This is a genomic window from Rhodopseudomonas sp. BR0G17, from assembly GCF_010907025.1.
GTDB classification, from domain to species: Bacteria; Pseudomonadota; Alphaproteobacteria; order Rhizobiales; family Xanthobacteraceae; genus Rhodopseudomonas; species Rhodopseudomonas palustris_H.
The window spans coordinates 35,740-53,869 of record NZ_QUML01000011.1 but is presented as its reverse complement, the minus strand read 5'-3'; the positions used below and the strand labels follow the sequence as shown (position 1 = coordinate 53,869).

Genomic DNA, 18,130 nt, shown 5'->3' with positions numbered 1-18,130 from the left:
GCCAGTTGCTGGCAGGAGGTGGATTTGGCTGGATTGTCAGGCGGTTAGAGACTTTCGCAGCAAATGCCAGAGCGTGTTCGAAGCCGCCGTCCGCCGCTGCCCGGCTGAGCAGCGTGGCGATGAAATGTGCAGCGCAACGTGAGACACCGTTCCCGGGCGTCGTGATTCCGGAGCGCTCGCGGCAGCGAGCGAGTCCGGAATCCAGAGATTGTCATGTACCGGCAAGATTCCGGGTCCGCACTGGCGCGCGCCCCCGGAATGACCAACTTGGTCCCTGATCAGCGTTTGATCTGCAGCTTCTGCAGATAGCCGGCGATGTCGTCGGGATCGAACGGCGCGCCGGTGCACTCGCCGATGCCGTCGGCGGGTGCCGTCGGCAAAGCCGGAGCTGTGCCGACCGCTGCGTCATACAGGTCCGGCCGGAACACCGCCTTGGCTGCGGCGAGCAGATCGGCCGACAGCGGCGCCTGCCCCCAGCGCACCATCTGGGCGTAGTTCCACGCGCCTTGCACCGGATCGGGCCGCGCCGCGGCCTCGCGCCCGACCAACAGATAGCGGTCGCTGGTGCGCAGCGTGCCGTCGGCCGCAACCTTCAGCCGGCCGTCGAGCGTGCGCCGGATCAGCTCCGGCGTCACCTCGATTCGGCCCGGCGCCGCGAGCAGGGCGCAAACCTCGTCGCGGTTGGCGACGTCCTCGATGTAGTCCGCGGCGCGGACATGGGCGCGGATCAGCGCCTGCAGCACCTCGGGGTGCTGCGCGGCCCAGTTCGCCCGCACCGTCAGCATCTTCTCGGCGGCGCGCTGAAACAGCTCGCTGGTGAAATGCAGGATGGTGCCGATGCCGAGATCAATCGCCACCGAATTCCACGGCGCGCCGACGCAGAAGCCGTCGAGATGCTTGCTGGCGAGACTCTCCACCATGAATGGCGGCGGCAGCACCACCAGCCGCACATCCTCGTCCGGATCGACGCCGCCGGCGCCCATCCAGAATCGCAGATCGTAATTGTGGCTTGAGAACGGGAAGGTCATGCCGAAGGTCAGCGGCTCCTGGCCCTTGGCGCGGCGCTCGGCAACGACGCGAGCCAGCGCGCGTGCCGATACGACCGGATCGGCAACGTCACCGTCGGCCATCGCGACGATTGCGGCGTGCAGGTCCGGCGACACCGTGATGGCGTTGCCGTTGACGCCCAGTCCGAAACCAGAAATCACCGGCACCTTGACGTGGCCGATGCCCAGGCTGGAGGCGACCGCCAGCGGCGCCAGCAGATGCGCGGCGTCGAACAGGCCGATGTTGAACTTGTCGCGGACGTTGGCCCAGGAGATCTCACGCACCAGCTCGACGTCGAGCCCTTCGGCGGCGCAGAAGCCCTTGTCGGCGGCGACGATCAGCGCGGCGGCGTCGACCAGCGGGATGAATCCGATGCGCAGCCGCTCGCTCATTTCACGCGCTCCAGCTTTCCACTCGTCATGCCCGGCCTTGTGCCGGGCATCCACGCCTTGCTGACGGCAACGCGAGAAAGGCGTGGATGGCCGGGACGAGCCCGGCCATGACGCGCGGAGAGGATGGTGTTGATGGCGCGACGCATCATTTCAGCATCTCCGAAGCCGTGATCACCGACTGGGCGATCTCGGCGATCTTCTTCTTCTCGTTCATCGCGGTGGTCCGCAGCAGCACGTAGGCCTGCTCCTCGGTCAGGCCCTTGGCCTTCATCAGGATGCCCTTGGCGCGGTCGATCACCTTGCGGTCTTCGAGCGCCGAGCGGGCGTTGCTCAGCTCGGTCTCGAGCTTGGCGAAGGCATTGAAGCGCGAGATGCACAGATCGAGGATGTGCTTCATCCGCTCCTTCTTCAGCCCGTCGACGATGTAGGCGGACACGCCGGCATCGACCGAGGCCTGGATCGAGGCGGTGTCGCTCTGGTCGACGAACATCGCGATCGGCCGCTTCACGATCCTCGAGACCTGGAACATCTGCTCCAGCATGTCGCGGCTGGGGTTCTCGAGGTCGATCAGGATCACGTCCGGATCGATCTGGTAGATCCGTGCCAACAGGTTGGTGGTGCCTTCGAGATGGGTGATTTCTGTCATCCCGGCCTCGCGCAGGCCCTCGGTGAGAATCGCGGCGCGCACCGGGTTCTCATCGACGATGACGATGTTGAGCGAATGGTCCATCAGTCGAGGCGGTACCTATGGAGGGTTGATGGCAGCACAAACCACATCCCGGTCGGCAATTGAAGCAGATTGATTGTGCACCGCCGGCGCTCCCAGGTTCAAACCCGGCAGCGGCCGCGGGCTGGCTTTTCAGCCGATATTGACGGCGAAACCGCGATCGGGTGGGGTGGGCAAAACCGTTCCGTCATCATCTTCGGGAAGAACGCTGATGCCTTTCGTCATGGCCATCGATCAGGGCACCACCTCGTCGCGGGCGATTCTGTTCCGCTCCGACATTTCGATCGCGGCCTCCGCGCAGCAGGAATTCCCGCAGCATTTCCCGGCGTCCGGCTGGGTCGAGCACGAGCCCGAGGATATCTGGGCGACGACCATCGCCACCTGCCGCGCTGCGATGGACAAGGCCGGCGCCACCGCCGCCGATATCGCCGCGATCGGCATCACCAACCAGCGCGAAACCGTGGTGGTGTGGGATGCCGTCTCAGGCCATGCGATCCACCGCGCCATCGTCTGGCAGGACCGCCGCACCGCGGAGTTCTGCACCCGGCTGAAGGCCGAGGGGCTGGAGCCGATGGTCACCGCCAAGACCGGGCTGATCATCGATCCGTATTTCTCCGGCACCAAGGTTGCCTGGCTGCTCGACAACGTGCCCGGCGCGCGGGCTCGCGCCGAACGCGGTGAGCTGAAGTTCGGCACGGTCGACTGCTATCTGCTGTGGCGGCTGACCGGCGGCAAGGTTCACGCCACCGACGCTACCAATGCGTCGCGCACGCTGCTTTTCAACATCCACGACGGCGCCTGGGACGACGAACTGCTCAAGCTGCTCGGCGTGCCGCGCTCGATGCTGCCGGAGGTGAGGGATTCCTCGGCGCATTTCGGCGACAGCGTGCCGGAGCTGTTCGGCGGTTCGATCACCATCCGCGGCATCGCCGGCGACCAGCAGGCGGCGACCATCGGCCAGGCTTGCTTCACCCCGGGCATGATCAAGTCGACCTACGGCACCGGCTGCTTCGCGCTGCTCAACACCGGTGCGACGCCGGTGAAGTCGAACAACAAGCTGCTCACCACCGTCGCCTATCAGCTCGACGGCAAGCGCACCTACGCGCTCGAAGGCTCGATCTTCGTCGCCGGCAGCGCGGTGCAGTGGCTGCGCGACGGCCTCGGCGTGATCAAGCATGCCTCCGAGACCGGGCCGCTCGCCGACAAGTCGGATTCGGCGCAGAGCGTGTATCTGGTCCCGGCGTTCGTCGGCATGGGCGCGCCGTATTGGAATCCGCGCGTCCGCGGCGCGCTGTTCGGCCTGACGCGCAACACCGGCCCGGCCGAACTCGCCCACGCCGCGCTGGAGAGCGTGTGCTACCAGACCTTCGACCTGTGGGCGGCGATGCGTGCCGATTGGCCGGACGCCGACGCTGCCACCACCGTGCTCCGCGTCGACGGCGGCATGACCGCGTCGGACTGGACCATGCAGCGCCTCGCCGATCTGCTCGACGCCCCGGTCGACCGCCCGGTGATCCAGGAAACCACCGCGCTCGGCGCCGCGTACTTGGCTGGCCTCAGTGCAGGCGTGTTCCCCGAACCGCAAAAATTCGCCGACAACTGGCGCCTCGACCACCGCTTCCGCCCCGCAATGAGCGCATCGACGCGCGAACGCAAACTGGCGGGCTGGGCAAGGGCCGTGAAGGGGCTGCTGGCGACGGATGAGGGGGAAGGGGGCAGGTAACGTCGTAGCTTTCTGCAGTTGCTCAAATCAGCCGTTGATGTTGCGCTCTGCAAAATGGACATAGTAGAAGTTGATGGTGCACAAGATTTGATCTTGGAGTTGAATTAATGGCTTCATTTAAGCCAAAGGTCTCAGACAATGCTGTCTTTGAGGCGTTTCTAAATCGAGGGTTCTTTCCCGAGGTTTTGCCGCCAGTCTTTCAGACGAAGGCTTGGGCTGAGGGCGTAGATCCGACCAATATTGAGTTGGTTCTTCCTGATGCTGACCTAAATCGAATTCCTTACAGCTGTACTAAGCGCGGCTATGGCCGACGTTATTTCGATGTTGTACATCCTGCGACTGCCGTCGCTACGGCAGCTTGGATGTCGCGTCATTGGAGTGAGATTCTCTCTTATTGCAATGAGAAAGAGGCTGCTCCAATCAAATTGTCGCTTCTGCAACAAGAAGATAATCGAGCTGTTGCTACTTGCTCTTTTGATCGTGTTTTGCACGAGACAAAAAGGCGCTTAGCCGGAGCCAGATATGTCGTAAGAGCGGATATCGCGAAATTCTATTCTTCGATCTACACCCATGCGATTCCATGGGCATTGCACACCAAGAAGTTAGCCAAGGCCGACAGAAAAACTGCGTCCGCCAAAATATTCGCGAATGATCTCGATTGGGCTATTCGCTTAGGGCAAGGAAATCAGACGAAGGGGATTCCAATTGGTCCAGATTTCAGCCGTGTAGTTGGGGAAGTGATTGGTTCCGCCATAGATCGGGAGATTTTGGAGAAGATCGATGGAAGATATGTCGGTTACTTACGCAATATAGACGACTTTTGCGTCGGGGCGAGTGATCTTGCGTCTGCGGAAGCGATTCTTCATGCTCTTCAAGAGGCGCTTCACTCCTACGAGCTTGAGCTCAATGACGAAAAGACAGGTATCTCTGAATCGAGTACTCTAATCGATGAAACGTGGATTCATGAGGTTGACAATATCCTCGATGGATACGGTTCGATTAAGACGAGGTTAATTGACAGGGCTTTCGATCGAGCTTTCAAGTTGGCAGAGTTGTCAGCCTCCGACAGCTCTTTGAAATATTTGATCAGGGCGGTCGATCGTCTGACGTCTGAAGGAGTTATCGAGTTCTGGGAGGTTGAGCATAACGTTGTGCGGTCGATGGTGAGTTATCCGCATTGTTTGGATTATTGCATTTTGCTTTTCTTGAAGCAGCAGAAACTTGGAAGAGATAATTCGAAGCTTTGGAAGAGGGTAATCGATCAGGAACTGAGGCGGCATCTAGCTCTCTCTCATGATCACGAGGTTTCGTGGTTGCTCGTGGCTGTGCTTGGTGCCGAAATTGATCTTGGTAAGATTGCGTTTGTTCCTGATCCAAATCGGCAAATAGTGAATACCTTGCTCTTGCAGAGTTTAGATTCGGGTCGGCTTGCGTTCGAAGTGAGTAGCTTCCTGGAAGAGGTTGTGCCTGACTCTGAGGTTAATTCAAATTGGCTTTTGTCAAATGAGATCGTGGCCAATGGTTGGTCAACGAGTTCAGTGCGGGCTCGAATTTCGCAGCGTCGCAATCAAGTAGTTGGAAAGAATATTTCCTTCATTAAAAACGATTTTATGGATGACTTCGATTTGGAGGTCTCCTCTAGAGCAATTCCTGACCGGTACAACCGGTACGACGAAGGTTCTGATGAAGATGATTGGGATTTTGATGAGGATGATTTAGACGCTCAGTTTGAAAGAGCGATGGCGAATGATAGAAGTTAGTAACGCGTAGTGCGGATGGTAGGGGTGTGATCCGCCGTTTTGGCAACGAACAACGAGTTACCGCGCGCATTTGGCTGGCGGCTGATTTGGCGATCCCACTGGGAGCGAGCCATGATATCCACGCTGGACAAGGCTGATCATTCCGCTTGGCCGTAAATGTCGCGACGCGACAATTGCTGCCAAGCTTTCGATCCCACGGTGCCCGCGATGATCCTGATCGGCCAATACGACTCCCCTTCGTGCGCCGCGTCGCGCTCGCGCTGCGGCTGTATGAGTTGCCGTTCGAGCATTGGCCGTGGTCGACGTTCGGCGATGCCGACAACATTGCGCCTTACAATCCGCTGCGCCGGGTGCCGACGCTGGTGCTGGACGATAGTGAGGTGCTGATTGAGAGCACGGCGATCCTGGATTAACTCGACGAACTGGTCGGACCTGCCAAGGCGATGATCGCGGAGAGCGGATCGGCGCGACGGCAGGCGCTGAAAGTCTGCGCGCTGGCGACCGGGCTTGGCGACAAGGCGGTCAGCCTGGTCTACGAGCGGGTGCTGCGCCAGCAGCAATCCGACGTCTGGGTCGCGCGCTGCGAGGCGCAGATCGGCAGTGTGCTCGACGTGCTGGAGGCGCAACGCGCCGCGATCGCGACGCCGTTTTGGTTCGGCGACACCATCGGCCACGCCGATATCGCGGTCGCCTGCGTGCTGCGCTTCACCGGCGAGGCGCATCCGCATCTGTTCGATGCCGCGCGCCATCCCGCGCTCGCGGCCCATGCGGCGCGCTGCGAAGCCCTGCCGGCGTTTCGCGAGATCGTACAGCCGCTGATCCCGCCGACGCCGGCATAGGCGGGGGGAGGAGGGCGATAGCACGTCCATTTGCCTGATCGCGCGCGGGGGCAATGAGGCTGATCGTCGGATCAGCCTCGGCGACGCGAACTCGCACCGTGTATTGACAATATTCCTATAAGGATTATAGTCCGTATCGTCCTGTCCGTGAGGGGCGCTTCGCGAGGCGTCGTTGAGCGGGACAGATCGTCGGCCGGGAGACCGGCCGGTGAGGGTTTGGCGAAGCTGCAGGGTGCAGCGGCGCCGAGCCTGACGCGGCGTCCTGCGCGCGGTGGTTCGCACCCACTTCGTCCGGGAGGCAGAAGGTCGCCGTCCGCCGCTACTATGAGCGGCTGCCCGTTGCGCGGCTGGACGGGACGGAACGAGACGGGAGAAATCCCCGTACTTCCCGCGCCCGGAAGAACGGTCCCGATGCCAAAAGATCACCGCTGGTGGGCGCGCCGTGACGGCGTCGCGCGATGGATCGCAAGCCATCGCGACCAACCACCAACTTTGCGCCAAGCGGCGCGCCCCCGCCCCTCGTCGTGATGACGACGGGTGCAAAGCTCGGGCTCGGCAGAGCCGCGAGATCGCGACGCCGTGGCTGTTTGACATTTTGAAAGCGATGGGCGCGGTCGAGCAGAGCGGTCGTTTCACCTTCCGCTGTCATCGTCCGGCTTGACCGGACGACCCAGTATTCCAGAGCGCAGCTTGCTCTGCGGTCCGCTTACGAACAACGCTCTGCAATACTGGGGCCCCCGCCTGCGCGGGGGGCGCCGATTGTGGTACACGCCCGCTGAATAGGAAGGCGAGCTATTTCGCCGCGACCTTCTGCTTGCGCCAGGCGAGGTGCAGCGCGCAGGTGCAACCCTGCGGGTGCGAGGCCAGCGCGGCGTCGTCGGCCGATAGCGGAGCATCGGCTTGCGGCGCCAGCGGCGGCATACCGGTTTCATCCGTGGCGCCCGTGCTGCGCGACGGGATGTAATTCAGCACCGGTGCCAGCCAGCGTTCGGCGGTGGCGACGTCCCAGCCCTTGCGCGCGGCATAATCTTCGACCTGGTCGCGTTCGATCTTGCCGACGCCGAAATAGGCGCTCTGCGGATGGCTGAAATACAGTCCCGACACCGACGAGCCCGGCCACATCGCAAAGCTCTCGGTCAGCGTCACGCTGGCGGAGGCTTCGGCGTCGAGCAGCTCGAACAGCGTCGCCTTCTCGGTGTGGTCGGGCTGGGCCGGATAGCCGGGCGCGGGGCGGATGCCCTGATACTTCTCCAGGATCAGATCGTCGGCCGACAGGGTCTCATCCGGCGCATAGCCCCAGAACACGCGGCGGACGCGGGCGTGCATCCGCTCGGCGAAGGCTTCGGCGAGACGATCGGCCAGCGCCTTGACCATGATCGACGAGTAGTCGTCGCGCTCGGCCTTGAACTTGTCGGCGATCACGTCCTCGCCGATGCCGGCGGTGACGACGAAGCCGCCGATATAGTCGGCGACGCCGCTCGCAACCGGTGCGATGAAGTCGCTGAGCGCGGCGTTGGCGCGGCCTTCGCGCTTGTCGAGCTGCTGGCGCAGGCTGTGCAGCGTGGCGATCGGCGTGGTGCGCGCTTCATCCGCATAGACCAGGATGTCGTCGCCTTGCGCATTCGCCGGCCAGAAGCCGATCGTCGCGTTGGCGGTGAACCAGTTCTCGGTGACGATGCGGTCCAGCATCTTGCGGGCGTCGACATACAGCGACCGCGCCGCTTCGCCGACCACGCCATCGTCGAGGATCGCGGGGAAGCGTCCGGCGAGTTCCCAGGCCTGGAAGAACGGCGTCCAGTCGATGTAGTCGACCAGTTCGGCGAGCGAATAGCTGCTGAAGCTCCGCGTGCCGATGAAGGAGGGCTTGACCGGCTTGGTCGCGGCCCAATCGATCTTGGTGGCGTTGGCGCGGGCGGCAGCGAGCGTCAGCCGCTTCTTGTCGGCCTGGGCGCGGTGATGCGCCGCCGAGATCTTGGCGTAGTCGGCGCGAATCTCCGCCGCATAGGCGGCGCCCTTGTCCTTCGACAGCAGCGAAGAGGCGACGCCGACCGCACGGCTGGCGTCGTTGACGTGCACCACGCTGCCGGCAGGGTAGGCGGGGTCGATCTTCACCGCGGTGTGGACACGGCTCGTCGTCGCGCCGCCGATCAGCAGCGGAACGTCGAAGCCGCTCCGCTGCAGCTCGCCGGCGAGGAAGCTCATCTCGTCGAGCGACGGCGTGATCAGCCCGGACAGGCCGATAATATCGGCGTTCTCGGCCTTCGCGGTCTCGATGATCTTGGCGGCCGGCACCATCACGCCGAGGTCGATCACCTCGAAGTTGTTGCACTGGAGCACGATGCCGACGATGTTCTTGCCGATATCGTGGACGTCGCCCTTGACGGTGGCGAGCACGATCTTGCCGGCGGAGGAGCGCTCTCCGGAGTCCTTGCCCGCGGCGAGGTTGGCCGCCTTCTCGGCTTCCATGAACGGCATCAGATAGGCGACCGCCTGCTTCATCACGCGGGCCGACTTCACCACCTGCGGCAGGAACATCTTGCCGTCGCCGAACAGGTCGCCGACCACGTTCATGCCGGCCATCAGCGGGCCTTCGATCACGTGCAGCGGCCGCTCGGCCTTGGCACGTGCTTCCTCGGTGTCGGCTTCGATGAACTCGGTGATGCCGTGCACCAGCGCGTGGCTGAGCCGCTGCTCGACCGGCCAGGAGCGCCAGGCGAGGTCCTGTTCCTTCTGCTGCTTGCCCTGGCCGCGATATTTGTCGGCGAGCGCCAGCAGGCGTTCGGAGGCGCCGGGATCACGGTTGAGGATGACGTCCTCGCACACCTGGCGCAGCTCGGGATCGATGTCGTCATACACGATCATCTGGCCGGCATTGACGATGCCCATGTCCATGCCGGCCTTGATGGCATGATACAGGAACACCGAGTGCATCGCCTCCCGCACCGGCTCGTTGCCGCGGAACGAGAACGACAGGTTGGAGACGCCGCCGGAGACGTGGGCGTGCGGCAGGTTTTGCCGGATCCAGCGCGTCGCCTCGATGAAGTCGACGCCGTAATTGTTGTGTTCTTCGAGGCCGGTGGCGATCGCGAAGATGTTCGGATCGAAGATGATGTCTTCGGGCGGGAAGCCGATGCGGTTGACGAGAATGTCGTAAGCGCGGGCGCAGATCTCGGTCTTGCGCGCGTAGGTGTCGGCCTGGCCGGTCTCGTCGAACGCCATCACCACCACGGCGGCGCCGTGACGCTTGGCGATGCCCGCCTCGTGAACGAACTTGTCCTCACCCTCTTTGAGCGAGATCGAGTTCACCACCGGCTTGCCCTGCAGGCACTTCAGCCCGGCCTCGATCACATTGAACTTCGAGGAGTCGACCATCACCGGCACCTTGGCGATGTCCGGCTCGGCGGCGACGAGGTTGAGGAAGGTGACCATCGCGGCTTCGGAATCGAGCAGCCCTTCGTCCATGTTGACGTCGATGATCTGGGCACCGTTCTCGACCTGGTCGCGCGCCACCTGCAGCGCGGCGGCGTAGTCTCCGGCGGTGATCAGCTTGCGGAATTTCGCCGAGCCGGTGACGTTGGTGCGTTCGCCGACGTTGACGAACGGAATGTCCTTGGTCAGTTCGAATGGCTCGAGGCCGGAGAGCCGCAGCCGCGGTTCGATGGTCGGGATCACACGCGGCTTATGTGGCGCGACCGCTTCGGCGATCGCCTTGATGTGGGCTGGCGTGGTGCCGCAGCAGCCGCCGACGATGTTGACGAGGCCGGCTTCGGCGAACTCGCCGACGAGACCAGCCATGTATTCTGGGCTCTCGTCGTACTGGCCGAATTCGTTGGGCAGGCCGGCGTTGGGATAGGCGCAGACCAGCGTATCGGCGACGCGGCTGATATCGGCGATGTGGGCGCGCAGATCCTTGGCACCGAGCGCGCAGTTGAAGCCGATGGTGATCGGCCGCGCATGCCGCACCGAATTCCAGAACGCTTCCGGCATCTGGCCCGACAGCAGGCGGCCCGATTTGTCGGTGATGGTGCCGGAGATCATCACCGGCACGTCGATGCCGCGGGCCTCGGTGATCTCGGCGATCGCATACAGCGCCGCCTTGGCGTTCAGCGTATCGAAGATGGTTTCGAGCAGCAGGATGTCGGTGCCGCCGTCGAGCAGGCCGTTGATCTGTTCGCTATAGGCGATGCGCAGATCATCGAACGTCACCGCGCGGTAGCCGGGATTGGCGACGTCCGGCGAAATCGAGGCGGTGCGGTTGGTCGGGCCGATCGCGCCGGCGACGAAGCGCGGCTTGCCGTCTTCGGCTTCGACCTTGGCGGCGGCGTTACGGGCGAGGCGGGCGCCGTCGCGGCTCATCTCGTAGGCGAGGTCCGACATGTCGTAGTCGGCCTGCGCGATCGAGGTCGAGGAGAAGGTGTTGGTCGCGACGATATCGGCACCGGCGCGCAGGTACTGCGCGTGGATGTCCTCGATCGCCTGCGGCTGGGTCAGGATGAGGAGGTCGTTGTTGCCGCGCAGGTCGCGGTGGAAGTCCTTGAACCGCTCGCCGCGGAACGCAGCTTCGTCGAGCTGCAGCTGCTGGATCATCGTCCCCATCGCGCCGTCGAGCACGAGGATCCGCTGCGCGGCGAGGGCCAGAAGTTGGGTGCGGGCTGCGGAAATGGGCTTGGTCATATCGGACACTGCTTACGCGGCCTTCTGCTTGGCGATCGGCCGGAAGCCCAGCAGATGGCTGATGGCGAACACCAGGTCCGCGCGGTTCATGGTGTAGAAGTGGAAGTTGTTGACGCCGTGCTTGGCGAGCTTGTGCACCTGGCCGGCGGCGACGGTGGCGGCCACCAGTTTGCGGGTGTCGGGATCGTCGTCGAGGCCTTCGAACTGCTTGGCCAGCCAGTCCGGCACGCTGGCGCCGGCGCGGGCCGCGAAGCCGGCGGCCTGCTTGAAGTTCTGCACGGGCAGGATGCCCGGCACGATCGGGATATTGATGCCGCGGGCGCGGACGCGGTCGAGGTAGCGGAAGTACAGGTCGTTATCGAAGAAGAACTGGGTGATGGCGCGCGTCGCGCCGGCATCGACCTTGGCCTTCAGGATATCGAGGTCGGCATCGAAGCCGGTGCTCTCCGGATGCTTCTCCGGATAGGCCGACACCGTGACGTCGATGTCCGGATAGCGGCGCTTGATCGAGGCGACGAGATCGGCCGAGCTGCGATAGCCCTGCGGATGCGGCGTGTAGGTGCCGCCGAGCCCGGTGGTCGGATCGCCGCGGAGCGCCACGATGTGGCGGACGCCGATGTCGTGATACCGTGCCACGACGTCGTCGACGTCGGCACAGGGGGCATCGACGCAGGTCAGATGCGCCGCCGGGGTCAGATCGGTTTCTTTGAGAATACGCGCGATCGTGGCGTGGGTCCGCTCCCGGGTGGAGCCCCCGGCCCCATAGGTGACCGAGACGAAGCTCGGATGCAGCGGCGCCAGCCGGCTGATCGCCTGCCACAAGTTGCGCTCCATCTCTTCGGTCTTCGGTGGGAAGAACTCGAAGGAAATCGCCGGAAGCTCCTGCGGCAGGTCGCTCATCTGATGGTCATCCAGTTTGAAAGGGCGGTTCGGGTGTCCACAGGCGCGTGCGGCTGCCCAACGGTCAGGAACCTCCACGAACCGCGTTAAATTAGGCCGAACTGCTTTCGGCGGCCAGCCCACTTTGGGCGATATCAGTTTGGGAAGTTGCCCAAAATAGTCCGTTTTGTGCGTTGGATGAAGCTGGGGTCTGTCCCGGGGTGGGCAAGGCGTATCCCGCGACTGTTTCGAAAATCAACCGATCTGTCAGATGGTTGTGTGCAACGCAGCGATTCTGGCAGAACCAGATAGCCAGACCTTCCCAAGCAGACGGTCATTCTGCCCACTCCGAAAGAAACGGGCAGGGGATCGTCGAATTGCCTAGCCCAATACCTTTGCGCCCGCCTCGGTCGCGCACTAGGTTAGGCAAATGCTGCCACTCTCGATCCTCGATCTGTCCGTCGTCACCACCGGCACACCGCCGGCTGCGGCGTTGCGCAACTCGATCGACCTTGCGCGCCATGCGGATGCGCTGGGCTATGTGCGCTATTGGCTGGCCGAGCATCACAATCTTCCTTCAGTCGCGAGTCCGGCGCCGGACATCATGATTGGGCAGATTGCGGCGGTGACCGAACGCATCCATGTCGGCTCCGGTGGGGTGATGCTGCCCAACCACGCGCCGCTGGTTGTGGCGGAGCGCTTCAAGATGCTCGAAGCGCTGTTCCCCGGCCGGATCGATCTCGGCATCGGCCGCGCGCCGGGCACCGATCAGGCGACGATGCACGCGCTCCGGCGGCGGCTCGACGGCCGCGAGGGCGATGATTTTCTGGAGCGGCTGCAGGAGCTGACGCTGTGGGAGACGCGCGGCTTTCCCCCCGGCCATCCCTACAACAACGTCGTCGCGATGCCCGACGATACGCCACTGCCGCCGATCTGGCTGCTCGGCTCCAGCGACTACAGTTCCGAGCTCGCCGCGCAGGTCGGCATGGGCTTCGCCTTCGCACATCATTTCGCGTCGCACGATGCGGTTGAGGCGCTGACGCATTATCGCAGCAACTTCCGTCCGACGCGTTGGCGGTCGACGCCGCATGGCATTTTGGCCGTCGCCGCCGTTGTCGCCGACACCGATGAGGAAGCGGAGCGGCTCGCAAGCTCGATGGATCTCAGTCGCCTGCTACGCGATCGCGGCCGCTACGTGCCGCTGCCGAGTGTCGAAGAAGCTCTGTCTTATTCTTACACCGACGCCGACCGCGCCTCGATCGCGCGCAATCGCTCGCGGCTGTTCGTCGGCAGTCCGGCGACGGTGCGGCAGGCGTTGCAGCCGCTGATCTCCGCAAGCCACGCCGACGAGCTGATGGTGATTACCGCGGTGTACGATCACGAAGCGCGCAAGCGCAGCTATAGCCTGCTGGCCGACGCCTTCGAGCTGCAGCGCGCGGCGGCGTAGTGCGAGAAAACAGCTTTCGTCATTGCGAGGAGCGCAGCGACGAAGCAATCCAGAAGCTCAGTGCACCGAGCTGGATTGCTTCGCTTCGCTCGCAATGACGTGGCAGGGCTTTCGCCTAGCGCTCGCTGAACGTGTCGCGGAACGGGTGGCCCGGGTAGACGCCGACGATGCGGAATTCGCGGGAGAAGAACTTCAGTTCGTCGAGCGCGAAGGCGAGGTTGCGGTCTTCGGGATGGCCTTCGACGTCGGCGTAAAACTGCGTCGCGAAGAAATTGCCGTCGACCATGTAGCTTTCCAGCTTGGTCATGTTGACGCCGTTGGTGGCGAAGCCGCCGAGCGCCTTGTAGAGCGCGGCCGGCAGGTTGCGCACCCGGAATACAAACGTGGTGACGAGCTTGCCGGAGCCTTGCGCCGCCCAGCGCGGCTCGCGCGCCAGCACGACGAAGCGGGTGGTGTTATGCGCTTCGTCTTCGATGTCCTCGGCCAGGATGTCGAGACCATAGATCTTCGCCGCCAGCCGAGACGAGATCGCCGCGCAGGTCTTGTCGCCGCGCTCGGCGATGATCCGTGCAGAGCCGGCAGTGTCGCCGGCGACGATCGGCTTCAGTCCGAATTTGCGGATGATGCGGCGGCACTGGCCGAGCGCGTGGACGTGGCTCTCGACCGTCTTGATGTCTTCGAGCTTGGCGCCGGGCACTGCGACGAGCTGATGCCGGATCGGCAGGAACCACTCGCCGACGATGAACAGCTTGGAGGTCGGCAGCAGATGGTGGATGTCGGCGACGCGGCCGGCGACTGAATTCTCGATCGGGATCATGCCGAGGTCGGCTTCGCCCGAGGAGATCGCGCTCAGCGCGTCCTCGAAGGTGGCGCAAGGCATCGCCTCGGCGGTGGGATAGGCGTCGCTGATCGCGATGTGGGAATTGGCGCCGGGTTCGCCCTGGAATGCGATTTTCATGGTCTGATCTTAGCGTCCTGTGTCTGGCGCGCGTTCTAGCAGCCGTAGCGGTTTTCGCTAGTGGGCGGGGTCAGCCGCCGAGCACGCGCCGTGCGGTCTCGAGATCAGCCGCCGTATCGACCCCGCGCGGCACGGTATCCACGATGCCGACGTCGATCCGCATGCCGGCCTCCAGCGCACGGAGCTGTTCGAGCTTTTCGCGCAACTCGAGCGGGGAAGGGGGCAGCGCCACGAACCGCTCCAGGGCGGCGCGGCGGTAGCCGTACAGGCCGATGTGGTGGTAGCGCGGCCCGTCTCCCCAGGGAGCGGTGGCGCGGGTGAAGTACAGCGCCCGCAGCCGGTCCGTGGCCAGCGGTGAGCCGATCACCTTGACCACGTTCGGGTTGGTGGCCTCTTCCTCGGTATGGATCTCGGCCGCCAGCGTGGCGATGTCGACGGCCGGGTCGGCGAGCGGCCCCAGCACCGCGCCGATCTGCTCGGGGCGGATGGTCGGGAAATCGCCCTGCAGGTTGATCACGGTCTCGATCTTGCGCTCCGGATCCAGCGTCTGCAGCGCCTCGAAGATGCGGTCCGATCCGGACGGATGATCGGACCGGGTCATCACCACCTCGCCGCCATGGGCGGTCACCGCGGCAGCGATCTCCGGCGTATCGGTCGCCACCGCCACCCGGCCGATCTCCGCCGCCTGCGCCCGGCGCAGCACCTGCACCACCATCGGCAGCCCGGCGATGTCGAGCAGCGGTTTGCCCGGCAGCCGCGTCGCGGCCATCCGGGCGGGGATCAGAACCAGAGTGGCAGGAGATGTCATGGAAGGATCGCTTGCAGCGGATGATGCACCGCAGCGAATGCCGGAACTGGTATCAGGCTGCCCGAAGCGACGCGTGTGAGGCGTTTATACGGGTTGCCAGCGCAGGGGCAAACCGATATCTCATCCCGACTAAAGTCGAGTTGAGAATGCCTCCGATGAACAAGTCCGGACGCGGGCTGGTTTGGAAACGCGAGCGAAAATGGATACTTTCGAACTCAACAAAATTGTCGGCGCGATCTTCGGGACCTTGCTGATCCTGTTGCTATCCAACTTCGCCGCGCAGGCGATCTTTTCCCCGACCAAGCCCGAAAAGCAGGGCTACGCCATCGCCGTGAAGGAAGCCGAGCCGGCCCAGGCGAAGGATGCTGCGCCGAAGGCGGACGAGCCGATCGAGAAGCTGCTGCAGACCGCCTCGGTCGACCAGGGCTCCAAGGTCGCGAAGAAATGCGCCGCCTGCCACACTTTCGAAAAGGACGGCCCGAACCGCGTCGGCCCGAACCTCTACGGCATCGTCGGCGACCACCGCGGCGAAGGCCGCAACGGTTTCAACTTCTCGGCGGCGATGAAGGCGAAGGGCGGCGCCTGGACGTTCGACGAGCTCAACAAGTTCCTCGCCAATCCGAAGGGCTACATCCCCGGCACCGCGATGAGCTTCGCCGGCATTCCGAACGACAAGGAACGGGCCGACCTGATCGCCTATCTCAACAAGAATTCGGACAAGCCCGAAGCACTGCCGGCGACGGCAGAGAAGTAACGATTTTCCAAGATTGGAATGTTGAACGGCCGGGATTATCCCGGCCGTTTTGTTTTGCGAAACCGGGGCGGATTAAACATCGGTAACCGGGACCTTTCGCCGCAAGTCGGCCGTGCGTGGGGTGTTATCCTCCGCCAAAATCGCCATAATCGGACGAATCCTCGGACAGTCCGGTCTGGGCGAAGACCGCAGCGAACAGGGATTTCAGTATCGTGACGTTGACCCGACGACATCTTCTGCAGGGCGGCTTGTTGGCCGCAGCGACCCCAGTTTTGAGCTTCAGCCCCGGTCCGTTTGGAGCGAGCGCGGCGCGCGCCGAAACCGCGGTCGATGGCGCGGCCTGGCGCCACGGACTGTCGCTGTTCGGGGACCTCAAATATCCGGCCGGCTTCGCACAGTTCGATTATGTGAATCCGAAAGCGCCGAAGGGCGGTATCGCGCGGCAGATTGCGCTCGGCACCTTCGACAATTTCAATCTCGCGGTCGCCGGTGTGAAGGGCAACATCGCCGGTCCTGCGGGGTATCTTTACGAAACCCTGATGACGCCGTCGCAGGATGAGGTCGGCACCGAGTACGGTCTGCTCGCCGAGGGCGCCGCGCATCCCGACGATTTTTCCTGGGTGATCTATCGACTGCGCAAGGAAGCGCGCTGGAACGACGGCAAGCCGGTCACCGCTGACGACGTGGTGTTCTCGTTCGACGCGCTGAAGAAATACAGCCCGCGCTACGCTTCGTATTATCGGCATGTCGTCAAAGCCGAGAAGGTCGGCGAGCGCGACGTCCGTTTCACCTTCGATGCGCCGGGCAATCGCGAACTGCCGACCATCGTCGGAGAATTGATGGTGTTGCCGAAGCATTGGTGGGAAGGCACCGACGCGCAGGGACGCAAGCGCGACATCTCGGCCACGACGCTGGAGCCGCCGCTCGGCTCCGCCCCCTATAAGATCAAGGAATTCGTCGCCGGCCGCTCGGTCGTGCTGGAGCGGGTGAAGGACTATTGGGGCGAGAAGCTGCCGGTGCGGATCGGCCAGAACAATTTCGACGAACTGCGGTTCGAGTACTTCCGCGACAACACGGTGGCGCTGGAAGCCTTCAAGGCCGATCAGGCCGACTGGATCATGGAGAACTCCGCCAAGCAGTGGGCGACCGCCTACGACTTCCCGGCGGTGAATGACAAGCGCGTCGTCAAAGAAGAATTCCCGATCAACGACTCCGGCCGGATGCAGGCCTTCGTGCTGAACACGCGCCGCGAGATGTTCAAGGACCCGCGGGTACGGCGTGCCTTCAACTACGCGTTCGACTTCGAGGAAATGAACAAGCAACTGTTCTACGGACAGTACAAGCGGATCGCGAGCTTCTTCGAAGGGACCGAGCTCGCCTCCAGCGGGCTGCCTGAAGGGCAGGAGCTGGCGTTCCTCGAAACCGTGCGCGACAAGGTTCCGGCCGAGCTGTTCACGCAGCCCTACACCAATCCAGTCGGCGGCAATCCGGAGGCGGTGCGCGCCAACTTGCGCGAGGCCATCAAGCTGGTGAAAGAGGCCGGCTTCGACATCAAGGATCGCAAGCTGGTCGATCCGTCCGGCAAGCCGGTGACGGTCGAGATCCTGGTGCAGGACCCATCGTCGGAACGGATCGCGTTGTTCTACAAGCCGTCGCTGGAGCGGCTAGGCGTTGCCGTCTCGATCCGTGTGGTCGACGACGCGCAGTATCAGAACCGAATTCGCGCGTTCGATTTCGACATCATCACCGATCTGTGGGGCCAGTCGCTATCGCCGGGCAACGAGCAGCGGGACTATTGGGGATCGCAGGCGGCCAATGAACAGGGCTCGCACAACACCATTGGCATCAAGAATCCGGCCATCGATGAGCTGATCGAAAAGGTGATCTACGCCAAGGATCGGGCCACGCTGGTTGCCGCCACACGGGCGCTCGACCGCGTGCTGCTGTGGAACTTCTACGTCGTGCCGCAATTCACCTACGGTTTCATGCGCTACGCGCGCTGGGATCGGTTTGGGCACGCGCCGCTGCCGAAATACGCCCGCTCCGGTCTACCGGCGCTGTGGTGGTACGACGCCGACAAGGCCGCTAACCTCGGCAAGCGCTCTTGAGGATTGCTTCGCGT

At 63.5% G+C, this 18,130-nt stretch carries 11 protein-coding genes and 1 pseudogene; 6 read left to right on the top strand and 6 right to left on the bottom strand.

Annotated features, from left to right (window positions below; all coding sequences use genetic code 11):
• Positions 1-278: 278 nt before the first annotated feature.
• Positions 279-1,439, bottom strand: a complete 1,161-nt coding sequence (locus DY467_RS10975) for a CmpA/NrtA family ABC transporter substrate-binding protein (RefSeq protein WP_164635986.1) — start codon at positions 1,437-1,439, stop codon at positions 279-281.
• Positions 1,440-1,584: 145 nt separating this feature from the next.
• Positions 1,585-2,169 carry an ANTAR domain-containing response regulator gene (locus tag DY467_RS10970; RefSeq protein ID WP_047310094.1) on the bottom strand — a complete coding sequence of 195 codons (585 nt, stop codon included), beginning with the start codon at positions 2,167-2,169 and terminating at the stop codon, positions 1,585-1,587.
• A gap of 208 nt (positions 2,170-2,377) precedes the next feature.
• On the opposite strand from DY467_RS10970, the gene glpK reads away from it, so the two are divergent.
• From glpK to DY467_RS10955, 3 genes and pseudogenes are all read left to right on the top strand, one after another.
• Complete coding sequence (glpK, locus tag DY467_RS10965; protein WP_164635985.1) at positions 2,378-3,889, top strand: glycerol kinase GlpK; 1,512 nt, start codon at positions 2,378-2,380, stop codon at positions 3,887-3,889.
• Between the two features lie 107 nt (positions 3,890-3,996).
• Positions 3,997-5,649: an RNA-directed DNA polymerase gene (locus DY467_RS10960; protein ID WP_164635983.1), complete on the top strand. Its 1,653-nt coding sequence runs from the start codon at positions 3,997-3,999 to the stop codon at positions 5,647-5,649.
• A 207-nt stretch (positions 5,650-5,856) separates the two neighbouring features.
• A pseudogene (locus tag DY467_RS10955) lies at positions 5,857-6,488 on the top strand (glutathione S-transferase family protein).
• Between the two features lie 792 nt (positions 6,489-7,280).
• On the opposite strand, the gene metH reads toward DY467_RS10955, so the two are convergent.
• Complete coding sequence (metH, locus tag DY467_RS10950) at positions 7,281-11,162, bottom strand: methionine synthase (protein WP_164635981.1); 3,882 nt, start codon at positions 11,160-11,162, stop codon at positions 7,281-7,283.
• A 12-nt stretch (positions 11,163-11,174) separates the two neighbouring features.
• A complete protein-coding gene (gene metF / locus DY467_RS10945; RefSeq protein ID WP_164635979.1) occupies positions 11,175-12,062 on the bottom strand; it encodes a methylenetetrahydrofolate reductase [NAD(P)H] in 888 nt (295 codons plus the stop codon).
• Between the two features lie 409 nt (positions 12,063-12,471).
• Here metF and DY467_RS10940 point away from each other — a divergent pair, with 409 nt between their 5' ends.
• Complete coding sequence (locus tag DY467_RS10940) at positions 12,472-13,488, top strand: LLM class flavin-dependent oxidoreductase (protein ID WP_164572511.1); 1,017 nt, start codon at positions 12,472-12,474, stop codon at positions 13,486-13,488.
• Positions 13,489-13,603: 115 nt separating this feature from the next.
• Here the strand turns inward: DY467_RS10940 and DY467_RS10935 are convergent, their stop codons facing one another.
• Together DY467_RS10935 and DY467_RS10930 are read right to left on the bottom strand one after the other, a co-directional pair.
• Positions 13,604-14,446, bottom strand: a complete 843-nt coding sequence (locus DY467_RS10935; RefSeq protein ID WP_107345451.1) for a prephenate dehydratase — start codon at positions 14,444-14,446, stop codon at positions 13,604-13,606.
• 70 nt (positions 14,447-14,516) lie between these two features.
• The gene (locus tag DY467_RS10930) at positions 14,517-15,254 is read right to left on the bottom strand and encodes a 3-deoxy-manno-octulosonate cytidylyltransferase (RefSeq protein ID WP_164635977.1); all 738 of its coding nucleotides are present in this window, start codon (positions 15,252-15,254) and stop codon (positions 14,517-14,519) included.
• Positions 15,255-15,453: 199 nt separating this feature from the next.
• Between DY467_RS10930 and DY467_RS10925 the strand changes: the two genes are divergently transcribed.
• On the top strand, positions 15,454-16,008 hold the full coding sequence (locus DY467_RS10925) for a c-type cytochrome (protein ID WP_107356467.1): 555 nt from the start codon (positions 15,454-15,456) through the stop codon (positions 16,006-16,008).
• 212 nt (positions 16,009-16,220) lie between these two features.
• Positions 16,221-18,116 (top strand): extracellular solute-binding protein, encoded by a 1,896-nt coding sequence (locus tag DY467_RS10920; RefSeq protein WP_164635975.1) that lies wholly within the window; start codon positions 16,221-16,223, stop codon positions 18,114-18,116.
• Positions 18,117-18,130: the final 14 nt, after the last annotated feature.